The following is a 15,368-nucleotide window of genomic DNA, read 5'->3' on the forward strand; positions in this document are numbered from 1 at the left end:
CTCCGGCCGCCCTCATGACCGGCCCGCCGCGTCCGCGAGGGCCCGCCGGTCGGCCTTGCCGCTCCGCGTCGTGGGCAGTTCGGCCAACCGGACGAACCGGCGCGGCATCAGGTGCGGCGGCAGGGTCGCCGCGAGGTGCGCGCGCAGCGCCCCGTCACCGGTGCCCTCCAGCTCGCCGGTGACGTGCGCGACGAGGAACACCCGTCCCAGGTCGTCCTCGGCGGGGGTGACGACCGCCCCGGTGACGCCGGGGTGCGCCAGCAGCGCGCCCTCGACCTCGGCGGGGTCGACCCGGTGGCCGCGGATCTTCACCTGCCGGTCGCGCCGCCCCAGCAGGTGCAACCCGCCGGGACCGCTCCTGGCCAGGTCGCCGGTCCGGTACAGCCGCGCCCCCGGCGGCCCCGACGGGTCCGGTACGAAGCACTCCGCCGTACGGGCGGGAAGGCCCCGGTACCCGCGGGCGACCCCGGCCCCGCCGATGCACACCTCGCCCGTCCCGCCCTCCGGCACGGGCCGCAGGTCCTCGTCGAGGAGCCGGACCACCACCCCGTCGATCGGCGTCCCGACGACGTCGGCGTCGGTCACCGGATCGGCCGGCACGTCGTACCGGGTCGAGGTCATCGTGCACTCCGTCGGCCCGTACTGGTTGACGAGACGGCCCCCGACCAGCGACCGGCCGCCCGCGGCCAGGAACGGGCGCAGCGACTCCCCGCTGCTCACCACCAGCTCCACCCCCTCCGTCAGCCGCGCCCCCTCCGGCCGGCCCGCCAGGAACGCCAGGAACGACGGCGTCACGCTCAGCAGCGCGTTCACCCCGTACTTGCGCACGACCGCGCCGAACTCCTCGGGCCGCAGCACCGCGGACCGGTCCACCACGACCAGCCGCCCGCCCGCGAGCAGCGGCGCGAACGTGTCCCGCACCGACGCGTCGTACCCGAGCGGCGCCACCTGGAGCGCCACCGTCCCGGGGCCCAGGCCGAAGTCCCGCACGACGAACCGCAGGTAGGAGTCGAGTCCGCGGTGCTCCACCAGCACCGGGCTCGGCTCGCCGGTCGAGCCGGACGTGTGGCTGACGTACGCCAGGGCCCGCCCGTCCGGCGGCCCCGCCGGCGGCGTCCCGCCCGCACCGGCCTCCGGGCGGTCCAGGAGCACGGGCCGACCGGGCACCGGCAGTTGGAGGCGGTCGGCGAGGGCCGCGGTGGTGACCAGCAGGTCCGCGCCGCCGCTGCGGACGAGCGCGGCCAGCCGCCGGGGCGGCTGCTCCACGTCGAGGGTCAGGAAGGCCGCCCCGCACCGCACGGCCGCGGCCACGGCGACCACCGCGTCCACGCCGCGCGCCACGGCCACCGCGCACACGGTCTCGGCGCGGGCGCCGCGGGCGGCGAGCACCCCGGCCAGGGCGTCGACGCGGGCGATCAGTTCGGCGTAGGTCAGCTCACCGCCCGGGGTCGTCACCGCGACCCGGCCCGGCTCGCGCGCGGCGTGCGCGGCGATCTCGTCGACGAAGGTCCGCATCACACGTCCCCTTCCGTGCGACCGTCCGCCGCCCGGTCGTCCGCCGCCGGGTCGTCCGCCGCCCGGTCGTCCGCCGCCCGGCCGGCGGCCGTCTGGTCGACCGCGACGAACCGCAGCTCGGAGGTGTACGTACGGCCCTCGTCGTCCGTCAGCCACGCCTGCTCGGGGGTGGGCAGCATCTCGCTGACCACCAGCCGCGCCCCGGCGTCCTGCCGGGCGAGCCTGCGCGCGGCCTTGGCGAGGATGTTGACGTAGACGGGACTGTCGAAGTCCACGTAGAACGGCCTCGGCTCGGTCGGCGACACGACGAACACGAACCGCGGGAGGTCCCGCTCCCGCGCCCACGCGCGGGCCCGCACGAACCGCTTCGCCTCCGACTTCTCCTCGCGGAAGCCCATGTCCGCCACCGGCAGCGTCCACGTCTCGCGCGCCACGACCATCCGGTCGAGGGTGATGCGCGGCGTGTGGTCGCCCTCGGGCCGCAGCGTGAAGCGGTCCATCACCCGCTGCGTGAGGGTGTTGGCGTACACGTCGAGCAGGTCGAACACGGCACCGTCCGGCAGGACCGCGACCAGCTCGCCGCCCCGGTCCTCCACCGCCACGTCCGCGGCGAGCACCGTGCGCTGCCGAAGCGGGTCGCCGGTGTGGTCCACGAGCGCCACGTGGTAGTCCTCCGGCCGCTCCAGGGAGGGCCTGCTGCGGGTGGACCACTTGAGCGGCAGCTCCTTGGGCAGCACGGGCAGCAGCCGGGGCCCGGGGAAGTCGCGGGACGTCTCGGCCACGAGGGCGTCCCGGTCGGGGTGCTGGTGGACGAAGAGCGACGCGCCCATCGTGTTCAGCGCGCAGTGCATCTCGCCCAGCAGCAGCTCGAAGTCGCCGCGGGCCACCGCGTCCGCGTCCTCGGCGAGGACGAGCACGTCCGGGCTGAAGTACCGGGCCAGCGACCAGCCCGAGCCCGGCTCGTCGAACGCGGCCATGACCCGCCCGGCGAGGGCGTCCGACGACAGCCGCACCCGGCGCGCCCCCTCCGGCACGTCGAGGATCCGCGCCCACTTCGCCCGCAGCTCCGCCTGTACGGCGGCGATGTCCTCCTCCGCCTTCGGGTGCGGCGACGGCAGGCACGCCAGCCACAGGGCCGCCAGGTCCACCCGGCCCCCGTCCGCCTCCGCGGCGAGCCGTTCGTACAGCGGGCGGAGACGGCCCCGGATCCGCTCGGCGACCCTGTTCGTCATCCACCGGGCCGCCGTCAGGCACAGGGCGAGCGGGGTGAGTTCGCCGAGCAGGGACCTGCCGAGCACGGCCGTCGCCGACCGCCGGCAGTCGGAGTACACCAGCCCCCGGCACGGCGCCGTCCTCGCGCCCTTCGCGCGCTGCGCCTCCGTGGCGGTGAGCGCCGCGAAGTCCGCCTCCAGCTCGCCGAGCGCCCAGGTCAGGGCCTCGGCGTCGGTCCCGGCCGCCCGGACCGCGTCGCGGCCCCGCTCCAGCACGGCCAGCCGCTCCAGGGCCGGTTCGCGGACCGCCGGGTCACCGATCCGTTCGAGGATCGACCGCAGTTCCCGCTCCGGGTACGTGCTGGAGGGGACCTCCAGCCTCCAGTGCACCCACCGCGCGGCCACCAGCGCCCGTACGGACCGTTCCGCTTCCTCCGCGGCCAGTCCCGCCGCCGCGGCGATCTCCGCGACCGTCCGCGTCCCGTCGCACAGCCCCAGCACCACCCGGTCGGGCTCCGCCACCGGCTGCGGCCGACGGCCCGGCACGCGCACCGCGCCGTCCTCGACCCGTACGAACGGGACGCGGCGCGGCGGTATCCACGCCCGCAGCGCCGGGTCGGCGTCGAGCGTGCGGGCGAGGGCGTCGATCGCCCAACTGGAGAAGTACACCCGCGAGTCGGCGAGGAACCCGGTACCGGGGTCGACGGCCACGTCGTCGCGGGCGAGGTCCCAGCGGCCCCAGCCGACGGGGCCGAAGAAGCCGATCGTGTCGTTCTTCACGCAGAACCGCTGCCAGTAGTGGGCGACCAGTTCCTCGCGCTGCCGGGGCATGCTGGTGCGTCCGGCCACCGTCGGCGTCCACGCCAGGAACGGCGCCACTCCGGTGCGCAGCACGGCCGGGTTCTGCCACGCGACCGCCGCCCGGAAGCGGGGGCTCGCGGCGATCTCCTGGAGCAGCCGCGCCGTGCGTACGGCGCCCTCGTCGAAGTCCTCCGTGAACGCCTGCCACTCGGGGCCGGCCGGCTGGCCGCCCGCCGCGAACTTGTCCGCCGCCTCGGCGAGGCCCGGCGGCGCCAGCCGCAGCACGCCCTCGGCCGGGAAGCCGGGCCCCCGCAGTGCGAAGTGCTCCCACAGGCGCCACCCCCCGACGGGCAGGTGAACGGTCTCCGGCATGTCCGGCATGGCGGAACTCCTTCCGAGGGAGGGACGGCTGGGCCTGACTCGTGGCCCCGCAGACACTGCCGCGCCACCGCACGCGCCCACCAGGGAAGGAGCCGCACGGCACACCGCCGGAGCTGCTGCGCGTTTGTCCCTGTCGGCCGGCCGCCGCCGGCACCACGCTGGGGTCCGTCGACCGACCGAGCCGAGGAGGACCGAGCGAGATGAGCGACAGCGAGGAGTACCGGGTCGTGCTCAACGACGAGGAGCAGTACTCCATCTGGAGGGCGGACCGCCCGCTGCCCGCCGGCTGGCACGCCGAGGGCACGACCGGATCGCGTCAGGAGTGCCTGGACCACATCGGCCGCGTCTGGACGGACATGCGCCCGCTGAGCCTCCGCCGCCACCTGGCGTCCGCGGGCGCCTGACCCCGCAGGCGGCCGGCGTCCACGCCCGCGACAGCGCCCCCGTACCCGGCCGGGTACGGGGGCGCTGTCGCGGGTCCGCGCGCGGCGGGCCCGCCCGCGGGGCGCACCGGACGGCTCGGCCGGCCGCCGCGCGGCCCCTCAGTCGGTGACGTACGTGTGCGTGAGGAACTCGATCGAGTGGCCGTCGGGGTCCTCGACGTACACGCCGCGGCCTTGGTGTTCGTGGTTGATCCGCTGGGGCTGCCGGTGGTGCGGGTCGGCCCAGTACGGCAGGTTCCGCTCCTTGACGCGGGCGAGGATCTCGTCGAACTCGTCCTCGGAGACGAGGAAGGCCAGGTGCTGGGGGACGATCGCGCCGGAGTCGTCGAGGTAGTCGAGGGTGACTCCGCCGTCGAGCGGAACACTGGCGAAGGGACCGAACGGCTCGGGGTCCGGTGCGGCCAGCAGCCCGGTCAGGAAGCGGGCGCCGGCGAAGCGGTCCCGGCTGCGGACGATGGTGTGGTCGAGACGTGCGGGCACGGTGTTCCCTCCTTGACCTCGTCGGGTGCCTCCACGCTATGCCGGGGGGCCGGCACGGGGGATCGGGCACGAGGACCAGATCGGGGGTCCCGAAAGACGTAGGGAAACCGTCGGGGGCCCGAAGACGGGATCACCCGCACGGACGCCGCCGTCCGTGCGGGTGAGGGCCGTGGGCCGTCGCTCTCAGTGGCGGCCGCCGCGCAGCTTGCCGAGCAGCCGGCGGGCCTGCTCCCGCTTGCGCGGGTCGGCGGCGGCCCGCCGCGCCTGGTCCGTCAGCTTCCGCCCCTGCGGGCTGCGGCCGAACTCCTTGAGCCGATTCATCAGACCGGACATGACCTCTCCTCTTCGTACGGACGGGAACGGACGCTCAGCGGAAGAACGCCAGGTAGTAGTCGGCGAACTCCATGCGGTGTCCACCGTCGTGGTCGTGCTTGTCCGGAACGTACTCCGGAGCGTTCTTGATCTCCTCCTTGGCGCGGGAGACGTGGACCAGCCGCTGCTCGCTGTCCACGGAGGTGATGATCCCGGCGGGGAGGAGGACCTGCTTGCCGAAGATCCACGGCCCCGTGTCCACGACGAGGTAGCACGCGCCGACCTCGGCCGAGTGCTTGTCGACCTTGCCGACGGTGCCGTCCGTCGCCTCGACCTTGTACCCGGTCAGGTCGGTGCCGGGCACGTAGTTCGCCGCCTCGGGGCAGGCCCAGATGTCCGTGTGCACGTCACACTCCTCCTCACACCCCGCTGAGGGGTCGATGTGTGAAACCCGTCTGCCCCGCGGACCGGTGTCCATACCTGCCCGGCACGGCCACCGGCAACCCCTCCGCCAAGCCGTTCCACCGCGGTGGCGGCTCCGCACGCGGGTTTGCGCTTCCGCTCCGCCCTCCCCTTCCCGCACCCGGTCCTGACCCCTCGTCAGCGCCGTGGGCAAAGGCCGGGTCAGGGCGAGGGGGAGGACCGGGGCAGATCCGGGAGGGCGGGACGCTGCCGTCCCCGCAACCAGGCCACACCGGTTGTTCCACCGGTCCCGGGCGCGTCCGCGATGAACCGCTCCGCGACGCGGATGTGCCCGCGCTGCCACTCCTCCACGGTCGACGCCAACGCGCCCAGGCTCCGCACGACACGCTCGGAGCCGTCCGAGGCGGCCCCCTCCCGCCGCACGGCGGAGCGCAGGGCCGCGGTGAGCGGACTGGGACGTCCGTCGATCCCCATCAGGGAGAGGAAGGAGGAGAACTGGTGCGACTGGGCGGCGCTGGCGCCTCCCAGCCCCGGACGGAAAGCCGCGAACTCCTCCACGGGAAGGTGGTCGAACAGCCGGAGGAGGTCCCTCAACGCCGCCACCAGGGCGTCGGCGCGTTCCAGGTCCTCGTGGACCCGCGGCCAGTCGACCCGCGGACTCCGCAGCCCCTCGATCGCGGCGTGGGTGTCCGCCAGGAGCTGCTTCAGGAGCAGTTCGGAAGCCTGGTGCACCACGATGAAGAAGTGCTCGCTGCTGCGCCTGCGGGCGAACTCGGGGCCGGTCACCGGCTGCTGCAGTTCCAGCAGCCGGTCGAGCCGCAGGTAGCGACCGTATTCAGTGCCCATGTGCCTTCCGCTCCCGTAGGCGCTGGGTGCGGGCCGGCGCGGTGCGCCTTCCCCGGCCCGGCGTCCGGGCCGCTCGGCGGCCCTCCTGCGGAACCGTCCGGCGGGCGTCCCCCGCAGGGGCCGGGCCGTGGCCCGGGCGCCTCGTCGTCCGGAGGGGAGGAGACCCGGACGGCGGCACGCGGAGCCGCTTCCCATGCTAGGCGCGGCTCCGGCCGGCGGCGACTCGGTCCCGACGGCGACCGGGTCCCGGAAGCCGGCCGCCCTCCCCCGGCCGGGCGGGGCGCCGAGGCGGTCCCGTCGGAGTGCGGGGAGGAGACCCCCGCCCCAGGAGGGCGGCGGCGACCGGGACCCGTTCGCCCGACCGGAAGGCCCGCGGTGGGCCGCCCGGGCGCCTCCCCTGTGGGCCGTACCGGTGAGCCGGCCCTCGACAGGGTGCCGTACGGGGCAGGAATGAGCGCATCCGTGCCGGGGCCCGGGACGGAAGCACGGACGACGGGGGGCGGAAGACCGAAGGGAACGCGCATGCCCGGTACGCGCACGACCAGGGCCCGCGGCGACGGCCGGGCCGGGCGGGGCGGCACGCCGCGCACGGCGCGCGACGCCACCGCGGCCGTCGAGGCGGTCCTCGCCGAGCACCTCGACGCCCGGCTGCACGAGGCGCGCGAGGTGGACCGGGTGTACGCCCGGGACGTCGCGGACCGCGTCGCCGCCTTCACCCGGCGCCGCGGGAAGCGCCTGCGCGCGGCCTTCGTGTGGTGCGGCTGGCGCGCGGCCGGCGGGACCGGCGACCCGGGGACCGTGCTGAGGGTCGGCGCGGCCCTCGAACTCCTCCAGGCGTGCGCCCTCGTGCACGACGACGTCATGGACGAGTCGCCGATGCGCCGCGGGGCGCCGTCCGTGCAGGCGGACTTCGCCCGCATGCACGGCACGGCCCGCATGAGGGGCGCCCCGGAGCGCTTCTCGACCGCCGCCGCCGTCCTCGCCGGCGACCTGGCCCTGGTGTGGGCGGACGACCTGCTCGCCGAGACGGCGTTCGGCACGCCCCACGCGGCACCGCTCCTGGCCGAGTGGCGGGCCATGCGCGGCGAGATGGTCGCGGGACAGTACCGCGACGTCCACGCCCAGGCGACCGGCGCGTCCGGCGTGGACGAGGCCGTCACCATCGCCGCGCTCAAGAGCGCGCTGTACACCGTCGAACGGCCCCTCGCCCTGGGGGCGGTCCTCGCCGGGGCCGACGCGGCCGTCCTGGACGCGCTCCACTCCGCCGGGCGGTGCGCGGGGCTGGCCTTCCAGCTCCGCGACGACCTGCTCGGGGCCTTCGGGGAGTCGGCGGTGACGGGCAAACCGGCCGGTGAGGACCTGCGCGGCCGCAGGCTCACCTACCTCTTCGCCGTCGCCTCCTCCCTGGCGGAGGAGGCCGGTGACGAGGAGGCGGTCGAGGCCCTGCGGCCCGAGGGGCCGGTCGTCACGGACGAGGAGGTCGCCCGGATGCGCGCCGTGATGGAGCGGACGGGCGCGCGCGCCGCCGTCGAGGCGAAGATCGGGGACCTCGCGGCCATGAGCGTCCGCCACTTCGCGGCGACCGGCGCGGACCGCGCCGCCCGGGAGGAGTTCGCCGCCTCGGTGGAGATGGCGGCCGGCACCGCGCCGGACCGTGCCGGGGAGGACGCGTGAGGACCGTGCCCGGACCGGTCGGCCACGTCGTCGTGGTCGGCGCGGGGCTCTCCGGCCTCGCCGCCGCCCTCCACCTGCTCGGCGCGGGCCGGCGGGTGACCGTCGTCGAGCGGGAGGCCGGGCCGGGCGGCCGGGCGGGCAGACGGGACCTCGGCGGGTACCGCGTGGACACCGGCCCCACCGTGCTCACCATGCCGGAACTGGCCGACGAGGCGTTCGCCGCCGTCGGCGACAGCCTGTACCGGCGGCTGGAGCTGGTGGCGCTGCACCCGGCGTACCGGGCGTGCTTCGCGGACGGCTCGACCCTCGACGTCCACACCGACGCCGACGCCATGGAGGCGGAGGTCCGGCGGTTCGCCGGGCCCGCCGAGGCCGCGGGGTACCGCAGGCTCAGGAACTGGCTGGAACGCCTGTACCAGGTGCAGATGGGCCGGTTCATCGACACGAACTTCGACTCCCCGTTCCAACTGCTCCACCCGGACCTCGCCCGGCTCGCGGCGCTGGGCGGCTTCGGGCGGCTGGCGCCGCGCATCGGCGCGTTCCTGTCGGACGCGCGCCTCCGGCGGGTCTTCTCGTTCCAGTCCCTGTACGCGGGGGTGGCCCCCGCCCGGGCGCTCGCCGCGTACGCGGTCATCGCCTACATGGACACCGTGGCGGGCGTGTACTTCCCGCGCGGCGGCGTGCACGCCCTCCCGCGGGCCATGGCGGACGCGGCGGGCGGGGCGGGGGCGCGGTTCCACTGGTCGGCGGAGGTGACGCGGCTGGAGCGCGGAGCGGGCCGGGCCCGCGCGGTCCACCTGTCGACGGGGGAGCGGATCGCCTGCGACGCGGTCGTGCTCACCCCGGACCTGCCCGTCGCCCACCGCCTGCTGGGGCGGGCGCCCCGGCGGCCGGTGCGGTTGCGGCACTCCCCGTCCGCCGTCGTCCTCCACGCCGGCACCCGCCGCACGTGGCCGGAGCTCGCCCACCACACGATCTCCTTCGGCGCGGCCTGGGAGGACACCTTCGACGAACTGACGCGGCGGGGGAGACTGATGAGCGACCCGTCGCTGCTGATCACCCGGCCCACGACGCACGACCCGTCCCTCGCCCCCGAGGGACGCCACCTCCACTACGTCCTGGCCCCCTGCCCCAACACCACGACCGGCCCGCCGTCCGCGTCGTGGCACGACCTCGGCCCCCGCTACCGGGACAGCCTGGTGGCCGAACTCGAACGCCGGGGACTGGACGGGTTCGACGCCTCCGTCGACCGGGAACTGCTCGTCACCCCCCGCGACTGGACGGCGCAGGGCCACGCGGCGGGCACCCCGTTCTCCGTGTCCCACACCTTCGCGCAGACGGGCCCGTTCCGGCCGCGCAACCTCGTGCGCGGCTGGGACAACGTCGTCCTCGCCGGATGCGGGACGACCCCCGGCGTGGGGGTCCCCACGGTCCTCGTCAGCGGCAAGCTCGCCGCCGCCCGGATCACCGGCGCCCCCCGCCGCGGCCGGCGGCCGGCCACGGCCGGCCCGTCCGCCCGTACCGTCGCGCCCTCCCGGAAAGGCAGCGCCGATGACCCGCCGTGAACTGGACGCCGCGGGGATCACCGACCCCCGCCTGCGCGCGGCGTACGCGCGGTGCCGGCAGCTCAACGCCCGGCACGGCAGGACGTACTTCCTCGCCACCCGGCTGCTCCCCGTCGAGCGCCGGCCCGCCGTGCACGCCCTCTACGGGTTCGCCCGCTGGGCGGACGACATCGTCGACGACCTGACCCGCCGGTGGACGCCCCCGGAACGCGACCGGCTGCTGCGCGCCCTGGAGGACGACCTCGCGGACGGGCTGCGCGGAGCCGGCGGCGGGCCCGTGGTGCGGGCGGTGGCGGACACCGCCGACCGGTACGGGATCGACCACCGGCTGTTCGCCGACTTCATGGCCTCCATGCGCAGCGACCTGAGCGTCACGGACTACCCGACGTACGCGGACCTGCGCGCGTACACGCACGGTTCGGCGGCCGTGATCGGGCTGCAGATGCTGCCGGTGCTCGGCACGGTCGCGCCCCGCGAGGAGGCGGCCCCCCACGCGGCGGCCCTCGGCGTGGCGTTCCAGCTCACCAACTTCCTCCGGGACGTGGGGGAGGACCTGGACCGCGGCCGGGTCTACCTCCCGGCGGACCTGCTCGCCGCCCACGGCGTGGACCGCCCCCTGCTGGAGTGGAGCCGGCGCACCGGGCGCCGCGACCCCCGCATCCGCGCCGCGCTCGTCGCCGCGGAGCACCTCACCCGGGGCGTGTACCGGGAGGCGGAGCCGGGCATCGCCCTCCTCGACCCCCGCGCGCGGCCCTGCATCCGCACGGCCCGCATCCTCTACGGCGGCATCCTCGACGCGATCGCCGCCGACGACTACGCCGTGTTGCACCGCCGTTCGGTGGTGCCGCGCCGGCGCCGGGCCGCCACCGCCGCGGTGGGCCTCGCGCACGTCCTGGGCGCCCGGGTGCGCGCCCGGACGGCGCCGCCGCCCCCGGTGGCGCCCGCCCCGGCGGAACGGGAGCGGTGCGCCCGATGAGCGAAGCCACCGGCAGGACCGGCTGGACCCCTCCGCTGAGGATCCGCCGGGGTCCGCGCTGGGAGGATCAGCGGCCCACGTGGCGGGAGGCGGGGCCGGCCCTGATCGCCGACGCGCTCGAACGGGCCGCCGCGAGGCCGTCGGGCAACTGGTTCGTCGTCGGCGCCTCGCGGGACATCGCGGACGGCCGCCCGTACGGGCGGACGGTCGCCGGGACGGAGGTCGTCCTGTGGCGGGGCGGATCGGGCGCGCTGCGGGCGGGGCCGGGGGCCTGCCCGCACCTGGGCGCCCCGCTGCGCGACAGCCGGGTCGTCTGCGGGACGCTGCGCTGCCACTGGCACGGACTGGCCCTGGACGGCCGGCCCTTCGCCGGGTGGGAGCCGTTCCCCGTCCACGACGACGGGGTGCTGGTGTGGGTGCGCCTCGACGGGGCGGGCGGGGAGGAGCCGCTGGAGCGCCCCGCGGTCCCGGCGCGCCCGGGGCCCGGCGGTGCGGTGGACGCCGTGTTCACGGCGGTGGGGCGGTGCGAACCGGAGGACGTGGTCGCCAACCGGCTGGACCCGTGGCACGGTGCGTGGTTCCACCCGTACTCCTTCGTCGACCTGCGCGTCGTGGAGGCGCCGCGGGGGGAGGCGCGGGACGCGTTCGCGGTGGAGGTGTCGTTCCGCGTGGCGGGACGGCTCGTCGTCCCCGTGCGCGCCGAGTTCACCGCACCCGGGCCGCGCACGGTCGTCATGCGCGTCACCGAGGGGGAGGGGGCGGGCTCGGTGGTGGAGACGCACGCCACCCCGCTCACCGCTCCGGCGTCGCCCCGCCCGCGGACCGCCGTCGTGGAGGCGGTCGTCGCCTCCTCCGACCGGCGCGGCTTCGCGCTGGCGCGGGCCGCCGCCCCGCTGCTGCGTCCCCTGGTGCGCCGGGCGGCCGGCCGGTTGTGGCGCGACGACCTGGCCTACGCCGAGCGGCGCTGGGAACTGCGCGGCAGCGGCCGCTTCCCCGGCTGACCGCCCGCCGATCCCGGCCGCCCGCCCCGTCGCCCCGGCCGTCCCCACGGCTCCTCGGCCGGCCCGCCCCGCCGCGGCCGGGGGACGCCCGTACGCGGCCCGGCGCCGCCCGCGGTCAGCCGCTCCCCGCCAGGGCGGCGAGGGCCCGCAGCGCGGCGGACCGTCCCGCGCGCGGGACGGTCCACAGGACCTGCCCCCGTACGCCCCAGCCGGCCAGGAGCGCGTTGGCGGCGAGGAAACCCGTGGTCGCGGCGCGCTCCATCAGGGCGACCGGCAGGTCGCAGCGGACCGCGTCACCGGCCGTGACGACACGCGGGTGCCCCGTGCGGACCGCCGGGCGCCGGTGGTGGGTCCCGACGGGGAACATCGGGCAGTCCGCCCGCCACTCGTGCCGCGCGTCGACGGCCCGCGCGTCACGCGTCTCGGGGTAGACCTCGTGCAGCCGGTCGACGAGCCGGTCCCGCACCTCCTCCGGCTCGGCGCCGGGGTCGACGGCGTACGCGTGCAGTTCCACCACCGACCCGCCGGTGCGCGCGGCCCAGCGCGCCGCCTCGCCCTCCCAGCGCTCCAGGACGCTGACGTTGTCCAGGCCGCCGTAGCCGCTGGTGCCGAGGAACCCGGGCCTGTCCCGGCGCACCGGCCGGTCCAGCCACAGCCGCGACACGAGGAACGGCGGCGCGTCGCGCAGGGACGCCACGTCGTCGCGCCACGCGGCGCCGCCGAGCCCCGGGGACGCCGCCACGAGGGCGCGCAGCCCGCCGGCGTCCAGCGCGAGCACCACCGCCTGGTGCCGGTCGCGCCCCCCGTCCGTCTCCACCAGCAGGTCCTCGCCGTCCGGGCGGACGCCGCGCACCGGCGTCCCGGCGCGCACGTCGGCCCCGAGCCCCTCCAGGTACCCGCCCAGGGGCTCCCACAGCGCCTGCGGGTAGGGCTCGCGCACCACGTCGAACAGCAGGCCCTCGGAGGAGCCGAGGAAGTAGATGTGGAACATCACCATCAGCTCGGCGGCCGACAGGTGGCGCGGGTCGGCGAAGAAGCTGCGGGAGAAGACCTCGAACGCCAGGTGGCGGGCGGCTTCCGGGAACCGGACCCGCCGCAGGAAGTCGGAGGCGCTCACCCCGTCGAACCGTTGGTACACCTCGGGCACGCGCACGTCGAACAGCGGCAGCGCGGCCCGCGGGGCCATGTCCGCGAGGTCCCGCCAGCCGAAGGTCGGGCTGAGCGCGGCGAACCCGAGCGCGCTCCACGGGGGCGTGCGGGGCACCTTCGCGAACCCGTCGGTCAGCCCGCGGCGGTGCCGCAGCGGGTAGTCGGGCAGCGGCACGAGCCGGTCCAGTCCCGGGTCCGTCCGCCGGAGCAGGCCGCGCAGGTTGTAGTACTGGCGGAAGAAGGCGTGGAAGCCGCGGCTCATGGTCGCCTCCGAGCCGTCCGCCAGGCGCGTGCGCCACCCCCTGACGCGCCCGCCGAGCGTCTCCTCCCGCTCGTAGAGGGTGACGCGCGCGCCGCGTTCGGCGAGCGCCGTCGCCGCGGCGAGACCGGCGATGCCGCCGCCGACCACGGCGGCGCTCGGCCGGTCGCCGGTGAAGCGCTCCCGGCCGGGGGCGGGCAGGACCACCTCCGCCCGCCGGTCCCGGCCCCGGCGGGCGGCGCCGGAACGCCGCGGGGCCGCGCTCACCGGCCGTCCTCCCGGCCGCTCCGGCGGCCGCTTTCGGCGAGGAACGTGTGCACCACCCCGGTCTGCCATCCGGCGACCGGCAGCGTGCGCACGTCGCTGAACCCCGCGCGCGCGAGCCGGGCCGCGAAGGCGGGCGCGGAGTCGAAGGCGAGGACGCTGCGCCACAGGTGGCGGTAGAGGTCCCGGTCCCCGGTGAGCGTCCCCGCCGGGACGATCACCGTCCGGCAGACCGCGGTCCACAGCGCGCGGTGGAGCGGGGACCCGCTGAGGCTGTACTCGTGCACCGCCAGGCGCCCGCCGGGCCGCAGCAGGGCGCGCACCGCGGTGAGGACGGCGTCGGGGTCGGTGACGTTGCGCAGGAGGTACGCGGCGAACACGGCGTCGTACGGCTCCCCGGCGCGGCCCGCGGCCAGTTCTTCGACGGTCAGGTGCCGGAAGCGCACGTTCTCCGGCCACGGCTTGGCGAGGGCGCGGCGCAGCATGCCGGCCGACGCGTCGACGGCCGTGACGTGTGCGCGGGGGGCGGCTTCCAGCAGTGCCCGCGTCGAGGCGCCGGTGCCGCACCCGAGGTCCAGCAGGCGGAGCCCCGCCCCCTGCTCCGGGAGCCGCAGGCGCCGCGCGGAGCGCCGCAGGCCGGCGTGGTGGCCGGGGTTGGCCGCCGTCAGGCGGTCGTAGGCGGGGGCGGCGCGGTTGAAGGCGGCGGTCAGGTCGTGGTCCCGCAGGAGCGTCATGGGGGGTTCTCTCCGGTTCCGTGGGGGGCGCGGCGGCGCAGGAAGGGGACTTCGGCGGCGGTGCGGAGCATGGGGCCGACCGGGGTGCGCAGGCCGATGCCGAACTCCTCCCACGGGGAGGTGGCCCCGTCGAGGAAGCGCAACAGGCGCTCGGCCGGGACGCGGCGGAAGAGGCCGGTGAAGAAGTCCGGTCCGTCCACGCGGCCGGTGTCCAGCGCCCGGAGCAGCACCGCGTCCATGGCGAGGGCCCGACGGCCGTGCGGGGGCGGCACCACCTCGCCCCCCTCGCTCAGCGCGCGGGCCACCCTCCGGCTCTGCCGCTGAACGGCGGCGAAGGTGTAGCCGGTCGCCGGGCGGGTCGCGCCGCCCGCCGCGCCGATGCGGAACACGGCCCGCCCGACACGGCGGGGGAAACGCGCGTCCGTCATGGGGATGACCCCCTGCTCGGCCGCCTCCACCGACAGGGCGCCGAGCCGGAGCACCTCGCCGGTGTAGTGGCGGAGCGCCGCCTCGTACGCGGCCGTGCCGAGCGGGGCGCGGGAGAACTCCGTGTACTCGACGAGCGCCCGGTCGGGGGCGAGGGGCAGCACGTAGCCGAACGCGAGGCCGTGGCGCGGCTGCGGCACGCGGAAGTCCATCAGGTCCGCGACGCACGGGTCGAAACGCGGGGCGGCGGTGCGCACGAACCAGCCGCGGAAGTGCTGCAGGAGCGTCGTGCGGGCGGGCGGCAGCCGGCGCGGCGGCCGGGAGTCGAAGACGTACCCGGCCCGCAGGGTCAGCCCGCGGCCGTCGGGCGCGGTGCAGCGGACCTCGGCCCCGTGGGCCCCGTCGCGCACGTCGTGCGCCGTCGCGCGCAGGACCCGCGCCCGCGGGTGGCGGGCCAGACGGGAGTGGACCAGCGACTCGAAGGACGTCGAGCGCAGCATCCGGTAGCGCAGCGGCGCCGGGTCCGCAGTGATCGCGTCGCCGTCCCGGCCGTGGACCCGCAGCCGGGTCCAGGAGGCGGCGACCGCCTCGTCGAACTCGCCCGGCCCCTCCTCCCAGTAGCACCAGGTGCGCTCCGCGGGGCGCAGCGGGCCGTTTGGCGCCTCCACCACGGTCACGGCGGTGCGGCCGGTCCGGGCCAGGTGGTGGGCCAGGCTCAGCCCCGAGGCGCCGCCCCCCACGATCACGACGTCCGTCTCCGCCCCGCTCCGCCCGGCCGGGCCGCCGCTCACCGGCGGTGCCCCTCGGCGGGCGGCGCGCCCCCGCGGGGCCCGGGGCCGGTGCCGTCCGCGCCGGCGACCGGCACGGGCGTCCTGTCGATGTCCATGCCCCGCTCCCTGCCGCGGTCC

Annotated in this window: 14 protein-coding genes; 5 read left to right on the forward strand and 9 right to left on the reverse strand. The window is 77.0% G+C overall.

Features of this window, described 5'->3' with window-relative positions; translation table 11 throughout:
• Positions 1-12: 12 nt before the first annotated feature.
• Both AC07D6_RS24105 and AC07D6_RS24110 read right to left on the reverse strand, forming a co-directional pair.
• On the reverse strand, positions 13-1,515 hold the full coding sequence (locus tag AC07D6_RS24105; protein WP_479047554.1) for an amino acid adenylation domain-containing protein: 1,503 nt from the start codon (positions 1,513-1,515) through the stop codon (positions 13-15).
• A complete protein-coding gene (locus tag AC07D6_RS24110) occupies positions 1,515-3,899 on the reverse strand; it encodes a lantibiotic dehydratase (RefSeq protein ID WP_479047655.1) in 2,385 nt (794 codons plus the stop codon). The genes AC07D6_RS24105 and AC07D6_RS24110 overlap by 1 nt, the downstream gene beginning before the upstream one ends.
• 209 nt (positions 3,900-4,108) lie before the next feature.
• Here AC07D6_RS24110 and AC07D6_RS24115 point away from each other — a divergent pair, with 209 nt between their 5' ends.
• A complete protein-coding gene (locus AC07D6_RS24115) occupies positions 4,109-4,312 on the forward strand; it encodes an MbtH family protein (RefSeq protein ID WP_479047556.1) in 204 nt (67 codons plus the stop codon).
• Positions 4,313-4,450: 138 nt separating this feature from the next.
• Here AC07D6_RS24115 and AC07D6_RS24120 read toward each other — a convergent pair whose 3' ends face one another.
• From AC07D6_RS24120 to AC07D6_RS24135, 4 genes are all read right to left on the reverse strand, one after another.
• Positions 4,451-4,831: a VOC family protein gene (locus AC07D6_RS24120; RefSeq protein WP_479047558.1), complete on the reverse strand. Its 381-nt coding sequence runs from the start codon at positions 4,829-4,831 to the stop codon at positions 4,451-4,453.
• Positions 4,832-5,014: 183 nt separating this feature from the next.
• Positions 5,015-5,164 (reverse strand): hypothetical protein, encoded by a 150-nt coding sequence (locus AC07D6_RS24125; protein WP_315880273.1) that lies wholly within the window; start codon positions 5,162-5,164, stop codon positions 5,015-5,017.
• A gap of 34 nt (positions 5,165-5,198) precedes the next feature.
• Positions 5,199-5,549 carry a PRC-barrel domain containing protein gene (locus AC07D6_RS24130; RefSeq protein ID WP_315880274.1) on the reverse strand — a complete coding sequence of 117 codons (351 nt, stop codon included), beginning with the start codon at positions 5,547-5,549 and terminating at the stop codon, positions 5,199-5,201.
• A 218-nt stretch (positions 5,550-5,767) separates the two neighbouring features.
• Positions 5,768-6,412 (reverse strand): tryptophan 2,3-dioxygenase family protein, encoded by a 645-nt coding sequence (locus tag AC07D6_RS24135; RefSeq protein WP_479047561.1) that lies wholly within the window; start codon positions 6,410-6,412, stop codon positions 5,768-5,770.
• A 522-nt stretch (positions 6,413-6,934) separates the two neighbouring features.
• On the opposite strand from AC07D6_RS24135, the gene AC07D6_RS24140 reads away from it, so the two are divergent.
• Genes AC07D6_RS24140 through AC07D6_RS24155 form a run of 4 tightly spaced genes read left to right on the forward strand, consistent with a single transcriptional unit; the run spans position 6,935 to position 11,628 of the window.
• Positions 6,935-8,086 (forward strand): polyprenyl synthetase family protein, encoded by a 1,152-nt coding sequence (locus AC07D6_RS24140; protein ID WP_479047564.1) that lies wholly within the window; start codon positions 6,935-6,937, stop codon positions 8,084-8,086.
• Entirely contained in the window at positions 8,083-9,651 is a 1,569-nt protein-coding gene (gene crtI / locus AC07D6_RS24145; protein ID WP_315880277.1) for a phytoene desaturase family protein, read from the forward strand. Before AC07D6_RS24140 ends, crtI begins: the two co-directional genes overlap by 4 nt.
• Positions 9,638-10,627 carry a phytoene/squalene synthase family protein gene (locus AC07D6_RS24150; protein WP_479047567.1) on the forward strand — a complete coding sequence of 330 codons (990 nt, stop codon included), beginning with the start codon at positions 9,638-9,640 and terminating at the stop codon, positions 10,625-10,627. Before crtI ends, AC07D6_RS24150 begins: the two co-directional genes overlap by 14 nt.
• Positions 10,624-11,628 (forward strand): DUF5914 domain-containing protein, encoded by a 1,005-nt coding sequence (locus AC07D6_RS24155; RefSeq protein ID WP_479047570.1) that lies wholly within the window; start codon positions 10,624-10,626, stop codon positions 11,626-11,628. The genes AC07D6_RS24150 and AC07D6_RS24155 overlap by 4 nt, the downstream gene beginning before the upstream one ends.
• A 115-nt stretch (positions 11,629-11,743) precedes the next feature.
• Here the strand turns inward: AC07D6_RS24155 and AC07D6_RS24160 are convergent, their stop codons facing one another.
• The 3 genes from AC07D6_RS24160 to AC07D6_RS24170 are packed head-to-tail and all read right to left on the reverse strand — an operon-like array spanning position 11,744 to position 15,251.
• A complete protein-coding gene (locus tag AC07D6_RS24160) occupies positions 11,744-13,303 on the reverse strand; it encodes an FAD-dependent oxidoreductase (protein WP_479047572.1) in 1,560 nt (519 codons plus the stop codon).
• The gene (locus AC07D6_RS24165; protein WP_479047575.1) at positions 13,300-14,034 is read right to left on the reverse strand and encodes a class I SAM-dependent methyltransferase; all 735 of its coding nucleotides are present in this window, start codon (positions 14,032-14,034) and stop codon (positions 13,300-13,302) included. The genes AC07D6_RS24160 and AC07D6_RS24165 overlap by 4 nt, the downstream gene beginning before the upstream one ends.
• The gene (locus AC07D6_RS24170) at positions 14,031-15,251 is read right to left on the reverse strand and encodes an FAD-dependent oxidoreductase (protein ID WP_479047578.1); all 1,221 of its coding nucleotides are present in this window, start codon (positions 15,249-15,251) and stop codon (positions 14,031-14,033) included. The genes AC07D6_RS24165 and AC07D6_RS24170 overlap by 4 nt, the downstream gene beginning before the upstream one ends.
• Positions 15,252-15,368: the final 117 nt, after the last annotated feature.

Source organism: Streptomyces sp. NPDC045287, from assembly GCF_056432325.1.

Bases quoted from the DNA above. Each gene is read 5' to 3' on its own strand.
- AC07D6_RS24105 (WP_479047554.1), bottom strand. From the start codon at position 1,515: ATGCGGACCTTCGTCGACGAGATCGCCGCGCACGCCGCGCGCGAGCCG.
- AC07D6_RS24110 (WP_479047655.1), bottom strand. From the start codon at position 3,899: ATGCCGGAGACCGTTCACCTGCCCGTCGGGGGGTGGCGCCTGTGGGAG.
- AC07D6_RS24115 (WP_479047556.1), top strand. From the start codon at position 4,109: ATGAGCGACAGCGAGGAGTACCGGGTCGTGCTCAACGACGAGGAGCAG.
- AC07D6_RS24125 (WP_315880273.1), bottom strand. From the start codon at position 5,164: ATGTCCGGTCTGATGAATCGGCTCAAGGAGTTCGGCCGCAGCCCGCAG.
- AC07D6_RS24135 (WP_479047561.1), bottom strand. From the start codon at position 6,412: ATGGGCACTGAATACGGTCGCTACCTGCGGCTCGACCGGCTGCTGGAA.
- AC07D6_RS24140 (WP_479047564.1), top strand. From the start codon at position 6,935: ATGCCCGGTACGCGCACGACCAGGGCCCGCGGCGACGGCCGGGCCGGG.
- AC07D6_RS24150 (WP_479047567.1), top strand. From the start codon at position 9,638: ATGACCCGCCGTGAACTGGACGCCGCGGGGATCACCGACCCCCGCCTG.
- AC07D6_RS24155 (WP_479047570.1), top strand. From the start codon at position 10,624: ATGAGCGAAGCCACCGGCAGGACCGGCTGGACCCCTCCGCTGAGGATC.
- AC07D6_RS24165 (WP_479047575.1), bottom strand. From the start codon at position 14,034: ATGACGCTCCTGCGGGACCACGACCTGACCGCCGCCTTCAACCGCGCC.